Raw genomic sequence first — 12,952 nt, 5'->3', positions numbered from 1 at the left:
TCGCGCTGTCACTCGCTCGCCGCTGCCCTGTGGCCGGCGGTCGGCCTCGCCGCGTCGACGGTTGCGCGGGCGGTGCCGGAGGGCCGCGTCGGCGCTGGGAGCGGGCGTGAACGAGAGGGCTGTGTGTCGTGGGAGGCCGCTGTCGGACCGAATGTCCTTACCGGGGACAGCGGTTGGATGGGCAGGGGTCAGGGAGGCTGGTGCCGGCCTCGGCGGCCGGGCGGTGTCGGTGCGGCTGTCAGCCGGTGCGCTGGTCAGGGTCGTGGTCCCGGCCGCGGTGCGGGCCGTGTTCCTCGTGGGTGCGGGCCACCGCTGCCACCGCGTCCGCCAGCCGGTCCAGTACGGCTGCGGCCTGTTCGTCGCTGATCGTGAGCGGGGGAAGCAGCCGGACCACGGCCGTGTGCCGGCCGCCGAGTTCGACGATCAGCCCTCGCTGGAGGCACTCCCGCTGTACGGCCGCGGCGAGTTCGGGCGCGGCCCGGCGCGGAGCGGAGCGGGGCTCCGGACCGGCGGACGCGGGAGGGGTCCCGCCGGGCCCGGCTCCGGTGCCGTCGGGGTCGACCAGTTCGACCCCGATCATCAGCCCGCGTCCCCGCACCTCTCCGACGCACGCGAACGAGCGGGCCAGTTCCCCGAGTTGGTCCAGCATGCGGGCGCCGAGGCCGGCGGCTCGTTCGGCGAGGCCGTTCTCCCGGACGTGGCTGAGGGTCGCGGTGCCCGCGGCCATGGCGAGCTGGTTGCCGCGGAAGGTTCCCGCGTGGGCGCCGGGTGGCCAGACGTCGAGATCCTCGCGGTAGACGATCACGGCCAGCGGGAGGCTGCCGCCGATGGCCTTGGACAGGACCATGACGTCGGGGCTGATGCCGCTGTGGTCGACGGCCCAGAAGGCGCCGGTCCGGCCCACGCCGGTCTGGATCTCGTCGGCGATCAGCGGGATGGACCGGTCGGCCGTGAGCAGTCGCATACGGCGCAGCCAGTCGTCCGGCGCGGGAATCACCCCGCCCTCGCCCTGCACGGGTTCGAGGATCATGCCCGCGGGCAGGGGCACTCCGGACTTGGGGTCGTCCAGGAGGGACTCGGTCCAGCGGGCGGAGAGCGCGGCCCCGCGCGGTCCGCCGACACCGAAGGGGCAGCGGTAGTCCTGCGGATAGGGCAGGCGGGCGACCTGGACGTCCCGGGCACCGCCGGAGGCGGCCAGGGCACCGGCGGTCATGCCGTGGTAGGCCCCGGTGAAGGCGAGGACGCCGGTGCGGCCGGTCGCGGCCCGGACCAGCTTGAGCGCGGCCTCGACGGCATCGGTACCGGCCGGTCCGCAGAACTGGACACGGGCACGGTCGGCGAGGCCGGTCGGGAGGGTACGGAACAGCTCGGTGATGAAGGCGTCCTTGACGGGGGTCGCGAGGTCCAGGACGGAGAGCGGAGCGCCGGAGTCCAGGACCCTGCGGATGGCTTCCAGGACGACCGGGTGATTGTGGCCGAGGGCGAGTGTGCCCGCGCCGGAGAGGCAGTCCAGATAGCGGCGGCCGTCGGCGCCCTCGATGGTGAGCCCTCGGGCCCGGACCGGCACGATCGGCAGGGCGCGGGCGTAGGTACGGGCGGAGGACTCGCGCGCCGACTGGCGTCTGAGGATTCCCTCGTGCACAGCCTGCTCTTCCCCGTGCAGGCCTCCGGCCATCGACTCCGTTACGGCCACGGCGCGCTGTCCTCCCCGCTGCTTAGAGGCGTGTTGATCCACGGGGACCGGATGCAGGCAGCTGGCCCCCCACCGCTACAACCCCGCAGTGTTCGACGGGTTACGGCTTTCCTCAAGATCATTGCCAGGAGCGGACGGGCACGGTGGGCGAAGAGGGACCGCGATCCACCGGACGTTCGTGGTGAGTGAACGTCAAACCGGGAGATCTCCGGATGATCGGCCAGGTCAGACGGCTTGTAGCCGAACCGTTGCCGTTCCATCGGAACTCCCCCACAGGGACCGCATAGTGTGTGATGCCGTTCCCATACGGCCGTGGGACCGGCGTGAACTCCCTGTGGGTTCACGGCCGGTGTCACGGCCGAAGCGCCGAGTACCTTCACCACACGGGGAGTCACCAGCATGCGATCCATACGACCGTCGTTCACCGCTCAGCGAGGGAGGGGCCCCCGCCGTAGCTCCCCCGCACTGGCGGCGGTCGCCCTCGCCTCAACGCTGGCGCTGACCGCCACCGCCTGCAACGGCGACGACAACGCCGGCGGCAGTCCGTCCGCCTCGGCGACCGCGGTCAGCACCGGCGACGGAAAGATCAGGATCCCTGACGACCTGAAGCAGAAGCTCAAGGAACACGGGATCGACGTCGACAAGTGGAAGAACGGCGCCTGGAAGAACTGGAACAGGAAGGACTGGCTGCGCGAGGCCAACGACTTCATCAACCCGATCATCAAGGGCCTGTGGGACCCGAGCCGGATGCGGCACGCCAACGACCCGAACAAGGGTGTCAACGACAACGACATCTCCGGTGACCAGGGCGTGACGGACCCGACCCCGCAGCCCGTGAAGGCCCAGGCGGTGGCGTCGCCGTACCACACCAACGCGCCCGCCTCGGGCAAGGTGTTCTTCGACTCCCCCGAGGGTCACATGGTGTGCTCGGGCACGGTCGTGGAGGACCCGGCCCACCCGGGCAAGTCCAACCTGGTCTGGACGGCCGGTCACTGCGTGCACGCCGGCAAGAAGGGCGGCTGGTACCGCAACATGGCCTTCGTGCCGTCGTACAACAACTCCGCCGAGCCGGCCGACCAGCTGCAGAAGGCCACCAGGTCGGAGATCGCCCCGTACGGCGTGTGGTGGGCGGACGCGGCGCAGACCTCGCAGCAGTGGATCGACCAGGGCGGCGAGACCGGCGGCAACGGTGCCTCGTACGACTACGCGGTGATCCATGTGACGCCGGAGCAGGGCGGCAGCGGCAAGTCGCTGGAGGAGACCGTCGGCGGGGCGCTGCCGGTGAACTTCAACGCTCCGGCGGTGCCGAAGGTCAGCAGCATCACCGCGTCCGGGTACCCGGAGGCGGCTCCGTTCGACGGTCAGTCGCTGTACCAGTGCAAGGACAAGCCCGGGCGGCTGTCCCTCGCCCAGGCGGAGCCGACGATGTACCGGATCGGCTGCACGATGACCGCGGGCTCCTCCGGAGGCGGCTGGGTGGAGACCGGTGCCGACGGCAAGCCGGCGCTGGTGTCCAACACCTCCATCGGCCCGGTGACTTCGGGCTGGCTGGCCGGTCCTCGGCTGGGGCCCGTGGCCAAGGGCGTGTACGAGTCGGTGAGCAAGAAGTTCGCCGGGCGGTAAGGCTGGCCGCAGCGCCGCACCCCTTCGAGGATGCGTGAAGGCCCGCTCCCCCACCGGGGAGCGGGCCTTCGGTACAGCCTTGGGATCAGGCCGCGGACGCCGGTGTGTAGGGCGCCAGGTCCGCCGCCAGCTCCTCGTGCACCCGGACCTTGAGCAGGGTGCCCTCCGCGGTGTGCTCCTCGGAGATCACCTCGCCCTCGGTGTGGGCGCGGGCGACGAGCTTGCCGTGGGTGTACGGCACGAGGGCCTCGATCTCGACCGACGGGCGCGGCAGCTCGTTGTCGATCAGGGCGAGCAGCTCGTCGATGTTCTGGCCGGTACGGGCCGAGACGGCGATCGAGCGCTTCTCGACCCTGAGCAGGCGCTGCAGGACCAGCGGGTCCGCGGCGTCCGCCTTGTTGATCACGACGATCTCGGGCACGTCGGTGGCTCCGACATCCCGGATCACCTCGCGCACGGCGGCGAGCTGCTCCTCCGGGTCCGGGTGCGAGCCGTCCACCACGTGGAGGATCAGGTCGGAGTCACCGACCTCCTCCATGGTGGAGCGGAACGCCTCGACCAGGTGGTGCGGCAGGTGCCGGACGAAGCCGACGGTGTCCGCCAGCGTGTACAGCCGGCCGCTCGGGGTCTCCGCGCGGCGGACGGTCGGGTCCAGGGTCGCGAACAGGGCGTTCTCGACCAGGACGCCGGCGCCGGTGAGGCGGTTGAGCAGGGAGGACTTGCCGGCGTTGGTGTAGCCCGCGATGGCGACGGACGGCACCTTGTTGCGCCGGCGCTCCTGGCGCTTGATCTCGCGGCCGGTCTTCATCTCCGCGATCTCCCGGCGCATCTTCGCCATCTTCTCGCGGATCCGTCGCCGGTCCGTCTCGATCTTGGTCTCACCGGGGCCACGCGTGGCCAGGCCGCCACGACCGCCACCCATCTGCCGGGACAGCGACTGACCCCAGCCGCGCAGCCTCGGCAGCATGTACTGCATCTGCGCGAGCGCGACCTGCGCCTTGCCCTCTCGGGACTTGGCGTGCTGGGCGAAGATGTCCAGGATCAGGGCCGTACGGTCGATGACCTTGACCTTGACGACGTCCTCCAGCTGGATCAGCTGGCCCGGGCTGAGCTCACCGTCGCAGACGACCGTGTCGGCGCCCGTTTCGAGGACGATGTCACGCAGCTCCAGGGCCTTGCCCGAGCCGATGTACGTGGCCGCGTCGGGCTTGTCGCGGCGCTGGATGACGCCGTCGAGCACGAGCGCGCCCGCCGTCTCCGCGAGGGCGGCCAGCTCCGCGAGGGAGTTGTCGGCGTCCTGCGCGGTGCCGGTGGTCCACACCCCGACGAGCACGACCCGCTCCAGGCGGAGCTGTCGGTACTCGACCTCGGTGACGTCCTCCAGCTCGGTGGACAGACCCGCTACACGGCGCAGGGCCGCGCGCTCGGAGCGGTCGAACTGGTCGCCGTCCCGCTCGCCGTCGATCTCGTGGCTCCAGGCGACGTCCTCTTCCATCAGGGCATCGGCCCGAAGACCTTCGGGATAGGCGTGCGCGAGGCGCTGGGTGTCCTGGGAAGGGGAAGAAGAGGAGGTCATTGGATCCTTACGTCGATGGGATGCCGTTTCGGCGTCGATACGACGGTCCTACGGGACCGTATGTGTGGTCAACGCACGAGTACCCCGGGAGATTCCCGTGTCCCGCCTCGCGCCGACCCGAAGATGGTCGCACGAGGCGGCACGTCTCGTCACCGTGTTATCGCGGGGTACGCGGCTCGGCCGCCTTCGGCGACCTGACCGGCCCGGACCCCCTCCGGTCATGCTTCCCCTGCCTGACCGGCCCGGGCGCCTTCCGGTGCGGCTTGCCCGCCTTCTGCGAGCCGGACGCCTTCCGGTGCGGCTTGCCGGACTTCTCGGGGCTGGACGCCTTCCAGTCGGGGTGGCCGGGCATCGGCGGGGTCTTCACGCCGTACAGCCACCCCTGGAAGAAGCCGCTCAGGTCGCGGCCGGAGACCGTCGAGGCCAGCTGGACGAAGTCGGCGCTGGTGGCCGTGGAGTCCCGGTGTTCCCGGACCCATTCCCGCTCCAGCCGCTCGAAGGCCGGCCGGCCGATCTCCTGCCGCAGGGCATAGAGCACGAGCGCCGCGCCGTCGTAGATGTTGGGCCGGAAGATGCCGATCTTCTGGCCGGGGGAGGGCGGCTCGGGCCGGCCGGGCGGGCCGCCGGCCGCGCGCCAGCTGTCGGAGGCGGCGTACGCGGCCTTCATGCGGTTCTCCAGCGACCGCTGCGCGGACTCCTCGGCGTACAGGGCCTCGTACCAGGTGGCGTGCCCCTCGTTCAGCCAGACGTCGGACCAGGTGCGGGGGCTGACGCTGTCGCCGAACCACTGGTGGGACAGCTCGTGCACCATGATCGACTCCTTGTACCAGGCGGGGAAGGAGGACTCGGTGAACAGGTTCTTCTCGAAGAGCGACAGGGTCTGTGTCTCCAGTTCGAATCCGGTGGAGGCCTGTGCCATGAGCACGCCATAGGTCTCGAACGGGTACGGGCCGACCTTGCTCTCCAGCCAGGCGATCTGGTCGGGCGTCCTGGCGAGCCACGGTTCGAGGGCCTTGGCGTCGGCGCTGGGCACGACGTCACGGACGGGCAGCCCGTGCGGCCCCTCCCGGTGCAGCACGGCGGACCGGCCGATGGACACCTGGGTGAGCTCGGTGGCCATGGGGTGCCGGGTGCGGTAGGTCCAGGTGGTGCTGCGGCCGGCCCGGTCCACACCCGCGGGCAGACCGTTGGCGACGACGGTGTAGCCGTTCGGGGCGGTGACGTGGAAGGTGAACATCGCCTTGTCGGACGGGTGGTCGTTGCACGGGAAGACCAGGTGGGCGGCGTCGGCCTGGTTGGCCATCGCGAGGCCGTCGGTCGTGCGCACCCACCCCCCGTCCTCGTCCTTCGCGGCGGCGGGATCGCTGGTGTGCTTCACCCTGATCCTGGTCCAGCTGCCCTCGTCGAGGGAGTGGTCGGGAGTGATGACCAGGTCCTCGCCGACGGTGGCGAAGTCCGCGCGGTGCCCGTCGACCTCGACGGACTGCACGGTGCCGTGCGCGAAGTCGAGGTTGATCCGGTCCAGGTCGGCGGTGGCCCTGGCCTCGATGGTGGTGACGGCCTGGAGCGGCTTCTCGTTGGTGCCGGGGTACGTGAGGGAGAGGTCGTACGACGCCACGTCGTAGCCCGGGTTGCCCAGGTACGGATAGAGCCGGTCACCGACCCCGAGGGGCTCGGGCGGGGCCGCGGCTGCGAGGAGACAGACGGAGACGGCGGAGGCGAGCAGGGCGGCCTTGCGGTGCCGGGAGGTGCGGGCCCGGAACGGGGAGCCGGCGCGGCGGCTGAGGCGGGGGCTGAGCGGCATGCACCACCGCTACCAGTGCGCTCTGCCACCACGACGGCGACGCGCGTCCGACCCACCCGAACGGGTTGGCTCCGGGAGCCTTCTGCGCACGGGCGGGCGGTGTTCCGGCCGAGTGGCGCGCCGGGGCACCGCGCGGGCCTGCGCACCGGCTCGCGCGATCTACCGACCACCCCGCGCGGCCTGGCGCCCTCCGTCACGCTCCGGCGTCTGTCAGGGGGCCGCCGGTCTGGTGCTGGGCGCGGGCCACGTCGTAGACGCCCGGGACGTCGCGCATGGCGCGCATCAGGGCGGGGAGGCGGGCGGCGTCGGGGAGTTGGAGGGTGTAGGTGTGCCGCACGCGCTGCTGGCTGGGCGGTTCGACGGTGGCGGAGACGATGTCGACACCCGCCGAGGCGATCGCCTCGGTGAGGTCGGCGAGCAGATGGGGGCGGCCGAACGATTCAGCGACCAGGGTGACGCGGCACTCGGTGGTGTCCCCCCAGCGCACGCCGACCTCCGTGCGCCCGCGGCCCTTCATGTGCGCCACCGCCGCGCACTCCGCCCGGTGCACGGTCACCACTCCCCCGCGTACCGCGAAGCCGGTGATCGCGTCCGGCGGCACGGGCGTACAGCACCCGGCGAGCCGTACGGCGGCCTTCGGCAGGTCCGCGAGCACGTCGGCGCGCCGGGGCCGGGTCGCGGCGGCGCCCCCGGCAGCGGCGGCGGCCGGGCGAGGTGCGGCGGGGGGGTCGGCCGGATGCGGCGGGGCGGTGCCGTCGGCGGGTGCGGCGGTGGGGGCGCGGTGGGGTGCGGGGATGCCCTCGGCGGGTTCGGCACGTGCGCCGGTCATCTCGTCCGCTCCGGCGCCGCCGCCGGGATGGGTCGCCAGCCAGCGCTGGATGGCGATGCGGGCGGCGGGCGTGTGGGCGTGCTCCAGCCACTCCCTGGACGGCTCGGAGGCCGGGTCCTGGCCCATGAGGAGCTGGACGGTGTCGCCGTCCCTCAGCACGGTGCTGAGGGTGGCTAGGCGGCCGTTGACGCGGGCGCCGATGCAGGCGTGGGCGTCCTCGCCGTACTGGGCGTAGGCGGCGTCCACGCAGGTGGCGCCCTCGGGCAGGCCGAGCGTGCCGCCGTCGGGGCGGAAGACGGTGATCTCGCGGTCCTGGGCCAGGTCCTCGCGCAGGGTGGACCAGAACGTGTCGGGGTCGGGCGCGGCCCGCTGCCAGTCGAGGAGGCGGGAGAGCCAGCCGGGGCGGGTGGGGTCGGCGCGCTCGCCGTCGGCGGGGTGCTCGCAGGCACCGGAGGCGGGGGTGTCGGAGGCGGGGGCGTACGGGTTGCCGAGCGCGACCACGCCGGCCTCGGCGACCTTGTGCATCTGGTGGGTGCGGATGAGGACTTCGACGACCTGGCCGTCCCGACGGGCGACGGCGGTGTGCAGCGACTGGTACAGGTTGAACTTCGGTACGGCGATGAAGTCCTTGAACTCCGAGACCACCGGCGTCATGCAGGTGTGCAGTTCACCGAGGACGCCGTAACAGTCCGCGTCCTCTCCCACCAGCACCAGCAGGCGGCCGAAGTCGGTGCCGCGCAGCTGTCCGCGTTTGCGGCCCACCCGGTGGACGGAGACGAAGTGCCGCGGCCGGATGAGGACTTCGGCCTGGAGGCCGGCCTCGCGCAGCACCCCGCGCATCTCGTCGGCGACCTCGGCCAGCGGGTCGCCGGGGCGGGCGGCGTTGTCGGCGATGAGCCGGCGTGTGTGCTCGTACTCCTCGGGGTGCAGGATGGCGAAGACCAGGTCCTCCATCTCGGTCTTCAGGGCCTGCACGCCGAGGCGCTCGGCGAGCGGGATGAGGACGTCGCGGGTGACCTTGGCGATCCGCTCCTGTTTCTCGGGGCGCATCACACCGAGGGTGCGCATGTTGTGCAGGCGGTCGGCGAGTTTGATCGACATCACGCGCACGTCGCTGCCGGTGGCGACGAGCATCTTGCGGAAGGTCTCGGGCTCGGCGGCGGCTCCGTAGTCGACCTTCTCCAGTTTCGTGACGCCGTCGACGAGATAGCGGACCTCCTCGCCGAACTGCTCGCGCACCTGATCCAGCGTCACATCGGTGTCCTCGACGGTGTCGTGGAGCAGCGAGGCCGTCAAGGTCGTGGTCTCGGCGCCGAGTTCGGCGAGGATCAGGGTCACCGCGAGCGGGTGGGTGATGTACGGCTCACCGCTCTTGCGCATCTGGCCGCGGTGTGAGGACTCCGCGAGGACGTAGGCGCGGCGCAGGGGGTCGAGGTCCGCGTCGGGATGATGGGCGCGGTGCGCCTCCGCGACATGGCTGATCGCGTCGGGCAACTTGCCGCGGACGGCGGGGCCGAGCAGCGCGGCCCGGCCGAGCCTGCGCAGGTCGATCCGTGGCCGGGACTTCCTGCGGTCCGCCCGGGGCACCGCGGGGGCGGCGGCCGCCGCGGACGCTGTGGGCGCCACCGGGCCAGGGGTCGCAGGATTCGTGGCCTCCGCACTCATGGGCACCTCCGGCTCGTGGACCGGCGGACGGGGCCCCAGGGCGTACGCGGCTCAGGGATGGCGACGTTCCCCCGTCCGTGCCGGTGCTTGATGCTATCGAGCCCACCACGTGCGACTGACCGCCTCTCGGCGAGCGTGAAACGGATCACCCATTCGAGCGACGGAAAGGAGGTTTAGGGTTTGCGCCACTCGCCCGTGGTCGCCCGCGATGACGGGACGCCCTCGGTCGCCGGAAACCGCTGATCCGGGAGCCGAAGGGCGTTCTCCCCGACTTTGCGCCGGGTCAGCGGAGCGCGTTTTCCAGCCATTCGCCGTCGATCTCGCCCTCGGCGACGATCACGGCGGGTCCGGTCATCTCGATCTGGCCGTCGGGTCGCTCGGTGATGACCAGGCGGCCGCCGGGCAGGTCCACGGTGTACGTGGCCGGGGTTCCGGTGACGGCTGGGTCGGTGCCGTCGCGCCGGGCGGCGGCCACGGCGACGGCGCACGCGCCCGTGCCGCACGAGCGGGTCTCGCCGGAGCCGCGCTCGTGCACGCGCATGGCGACGTGCCGGGGGCCGCGGTCGACGACGAACTCGACGTTCACCCCGTCCGGGTAGGTGTCCGCCGGGGTGACCGGCGGCGGGGTGTACAGGTTGCCGGCGTCGGCGAGGTCCTCGACGAAGGCGACCGCGTGCGGGTTGCCCATGTTCACGTTGCGCGCGGGCCAGCTGAGCTCGCCGACGCCGACCGTGACGTCGCCCTCCGGCAGGCGGGCGCGGCCCATGCCGACGGTGATGTCACCGTCCTTCGCGATGTGGACCGTCTTCACGCCCGCGCGCGTGGCGATCGCTAGGTCACCTTCGCCCACATGACCCGCGTGCTGGAGGTAGCGCGCGAACACACGAACTCCGTTGCCGCACATCTCGGCGACCGAGCCGTCGCCGTTGCGGTAGTCCATGAACCACTCGGCCTCGGCCGCCATCGGCAGGGCCTCCGGGTGCGCGGCCGAGCGCACCACGTGCAGCACGCCGTCGCCGCCGATGCCGGCCCGGCGGTCGCACAGGACGGCGACGGCGGCCGGGCTCAGGTCGAGGGCGTTCTCCGGGTCCGGGACGATCACGAAGTCGTTCTCGGTGCCGTGACCCTTGAGGAAGGCGATCCGTGTGCTCATTCCTCGATCGTACGGGGTCGTCCCGCTCCGCCGGGCCGGGCCGGCGGGGCTGGTACGGGGCGGTGGAGCGGTGCGGGCCGGCAGGGGTTGATCGCGCGGTCACCCGCCCCCCGGAGAAGGCACGCTTCAGCGGAGCCTTGCCACGCGCCACATCGCGAGGATCACCACTACGGCCACCAGCAGGACGTATCCGAGGACGACCCGCCAGTCGGGGCGGCGGCCCGAACCCCGGGCCGGCAGGCCGGGCCAGGTGTAGCCCACCCTGCGGGCGGCCATCATGCCCCAGCCGGCGGCGCAGGAGCAGATCAGCAGGCCGAGCATGGCGATCACGGCACCGCTGTCGCCGAAGTCGAAGGCGAGCGGGAAGGCGAACATCAGGGAGCCGACGGCGGACAGGCCCACGATGGGAGCGAGCTGCCAGATGCGCAGCCGGCGCTGCGGACGCAGCTCGACCTCGACCTCCGGACCGCCCGGGTACATCTCCTCGGGCTCCGGCCCGTCGTCGGTCACGCCGTCCGGCGTCTCGTCGGGCCCGTCGTCCGTCAGCCGGGCTTCGGCGAGGACCTCCTCGGTCAGCCCGTGCCCGGCCGACCGGCCGCCGGTGACCAGGCCCTCGGCCGGCCGGGCGTCCGTGCGCCGGCCTTCGGCCAGCTGGTTCTCAGCCCGGCAGTCCCCGGGGGCGCGGCCCTCGGCCCGGTCCGGTTCGTCACCCTCGGTGGTGACGTGCTCGGCACTTTGTGCGGTGTCGCGAGGGCTGGCCTCCATCGCCACGCGCCCTCCCAACTAGGCTCCACTTGGTCGATCGAAGCTCGATGATGGCACGGTCCCGAAGTCCGCGATGACCGGCGGCGCATCCCGATGCCATGACGTGATCAGGCTGTGACCGGTCGTTCGACCAACGCCAGGGCCTGCTGCGGAAGTTCCCCGCGATCCACCACGGCCCCACTCAACCAGTGCACCCGGGGATCGCGCCTGAACCATGAATCCTGACGGCGCGCGAAGCGTTTGGTCGCACGGACGGTCTCGGCCCGCGCTTCCGCTTCGGTGCACTCCCCGGCGAGCGCCGCGAGCACCTGCTGGTAGCCCAGCGCGCGCGACGCCGTGCGCCCCTCGCGCAAGCCCTGCGCCTCCAATGCGCGTACCTCGTCCACGAGGCCCGCCTCCCACATCCGGTCGACGCGGCGTGCGATGCGTTCGTCCAGTTCCGGGCGAGCCACGTCGACACCGATCTGGACGGTGTCGTAGACGGAGTCGTGACCGGGCAGGTTCGCGGTGAAGGGCCGGCCGGTGATCTCGATCACCTCCAGCGCCCGGACGATACGACGGCCGTTGCTCGGCAGGATCGCGCGGGCGGCCTCCGGGTCGGCGGCGGCCAGGCGGGCGTGCAGCGCGCCGGAGCCGCGTAGGGCCAGCTCCTCCTCCAGGCGGGCCCGGACCTCGGGGTCGGTGCCGGGGAACTCCAGGTTGTCGACGGCACCTCGGACGTACAGGCCGGAGCCGCCGACCAGGACCGGCCAGCGGCCGTCGGCGAGCAGCGCGTCGATCCGGGCGCGGGCCAGTTTCTGGTACTCGGCGACGGAGGCGGTGACCGTGACGTCCCAGATGTCCATCAGGTGGTGCGGGATGCCGCCGCGCTCCTCCGGCGTCAGCTTGGCGGTTCCGATGTCCATCCCTCGGTACAGCTGCATGGAGTCGGCGTTGACGACCTCCCCACCGAGGTGCTGGGCCAGGAAGACACCGAGATCGGACTTTCCGGCCGCGGTGGGTCCGACGACGGCGATGACGCGGGGGGTGGAGGGTGCGCTGCTCACCGCACCAGTCTCGCAAACCTCCCGGCGGGGTCTCGAACGAGTTACGTGACAGGTGGGGTCCCTGGTCGTTGCCCGTGGCGAGGTACCGCCCTCCGGTCCGCCGGAGGCGGTGACCCCGGCGGCGCAACCGTACGCACCGGGTAACGCGGGAATTCGCCCGCACGAGTACCGTATGGAGTGGATATGGGCGTTTTTGCACGACTCCTCGGCAGGTCGAAGGCGACTCCGGAGGCGTCGGTCGCCGAGGCGGAGACCGGCGCGGAGTCGGCGGGGGCCGAGGTGGCGGAAGCGGAGTCGGCGGAGACGGAGGCGGCCGGTTCGGCGGAGGCGAAGGGTTCGGCCGGGGACGGGAGCGAGGACGTGGCGGCGCCGGACGCCGGTGCGGACGACGCATCCGACGGTTCCGGCATCCCCAAGCAGCAGTCCGCCGATGAGGCCGCCGACAACGAGGCCGGCGAGGGCGCCCGCAGGTAGGTAACTCCCGCGAGGGAAGGTGGACCATGGGTCTGTTGGACAACATGAAGGACAAGCTCGGCCCGGCCAGGGACAAGGTGTCGGACCTCGCCCGGCAGCACGGCGACAAGGTCCAGCACGGCATCGAGAAGGCCGCGAAGGCCGTGGACGAGCGGACCAAGCACAAGTACAGCGACAGGATCCAGGCGGGCACCGGCAAGACCAGGGAGGCGATGGACCGCCTCGCGCACAAGGAAGGCCCCGGCCCGCAGAAGGCCACCGGCCATCCGATGCCCCCCACCCCGCCGGAGGGCCCGCCACCGGCCTCGTGAGTCTGCTGAGGGG

General features: G+C 72.1%; 10 protein-coding genes. 3 read left to right on the top strand and 7 right to left on the bottom strand.

What is annotated here, in order from left to right; translation table 11 throughout:
* Positions 1–238: 238 nt before the first annotated feature.
* The gene (locus IO33_RS0117260; protein WP_425347967.1) at positions 239–1,693 is read right to left on the bottom strand and encodes a diaminobutyrate--2-oxoglutarate transaminase family protein; all 1,455 of its coding nucleotides are present in this window, start codon (positions 1,691–1,693) and stop codon (positions 239–241) included.
* 399 nt (positions 1,694–2,092) lie between these two features.
* Here IO33_RS0117260 and IO33_RS0117255 point away from each other — a divergent pair, with 399 nt between their 5' ends.
* On the top strand, positions 2,093–3,316 hold the full coding sequence (locus tag IO33_RS0117255) for a trypsin-like serine peptidase (protein WP_031165679.1): 1,224 nt from the start codon (positions 2,093–2,095) through the stop codon (positions 3,314–3,316).
* 85 nt (positions 3,317–3,401) lie between these two features.
* On the opposite strand, the gene hflX is transcribed toward IO33_RS0117255, so the two are convergent.
* The 6 genes from hflX to miaA form a co-directional block, all read right to left on the bottom strand.
* The gene (hflX, locus tag IO33_RS0117250) at positions 3,402–4,892 is read right to left on the bottom strand and encodes a GTPase HflX (RefSeq protein WP_031165677.1); all 1,491 of its coding nucleotides are present in this window, start codon (positions 4,890–4,892) and stop codon (positions 3,402–3,404) included.
* Positions 4,893–5,049: 157 nt separating this feature from the next.
* Positions 5,050–6,696, bottom strand: a complete 1,647-nt coding sequence (locus IO33_RS0117245; protein WP_078963720.1) for a M1 family metallopeptidase — start codon at positions 6,694–6,696, stop codon at positions 5,050–5,052.
* A gap of 193 nt (positions 6,697–6,889) precedes the next feature.
* The gene (locus IO33_RS0117240) at positions 6,890–9,190 is read right to left on the bottom strand and encodes a RelA/SpoT family protein (RefSeq protein ID WP_031165673.1); all 2,301 of its coding nucleotides are present in this window, start codon (positions 9,188–9,190) and stop codon (positions 6,890–6,892) included.
* A gap of 283 nt (positions 9,191–9,473) precedes the next feature.
* The gene (dapF, locus tag IO33_RS0117235) at positions 9,474–10,343 is read right to left on the bottom strand and encodes a diaminopimelate epimerase (protein ID WP_031165671.1); all 870 of its coding nucleotides are present in this window, start codon (positions 10,341–10,343) and stop codon (positions 9,474–9,476) included.
* Between the two features lie 126 nt (positions 10,344–10,469).
* Positions 10,470–11,108, bottom strand: a complete 639-nt coding sequence (locus IO33_RS0117230; protein WP_031165669.1) for a hypothetical protein — start codon at positions 11,106–11,108, stop codon at positions 10,470–10,472.
* Positions 11,109–11,215: 107 nt separating this feature from the next.
* Positions 11,216–12,154, bottom strand: a complete 939-nt coding sequence (gene miaA, locus IO33_RS0117225) for a tRNA (adenosine(37)-N6)-dimethylallyltransferase MiaA (RefSeq protein WP_031165667.1) — start codon at positions 12,152–12,154, stop codon at positions 11,216–11,218.
* Positions 12,155–12,337: 183 nt separating this feature from the next.
* Between miaA and IO33_RS44250 the strand changes: the two genes are divergently transcribed.
* Entirely contained in the window at positions 12,338–12,628 is a 291-nt protein-coding gene (locus tag IO33_RS44250; RefSeq protein WP_031165665.1) for a hypothetical protein, read from the top strand.
* A gap of 26 nt (positions 12,629–12,654) precedes the next feature.
* A complete protein-coding gene (locus IO33_RS0117215; protein ID WP_031165662.1) occupies positions 12,655–12,939 on the top strand; it encodes an antitoxin in 285 nt (94 codons plus the stop codon).
* Positions 12,940–12,952 lie beyond the last annotated feature (13 nt).

It is taken from the genome of Streptomyces durhamensis, assembly GCF_000725475.1.
In the GTDB taxonomy this organism is placed as follows: Bacteria; Actinomycetota; Actinomycetes; order Streptomycetales; family Streptomycetaceae; genus Streptomyces; species Streptomyces filipinensis.
Note: the sequence above shows the minus strand (reverse complement) of the source record. Positions and strands in the feature narration are given on the sequence as shown.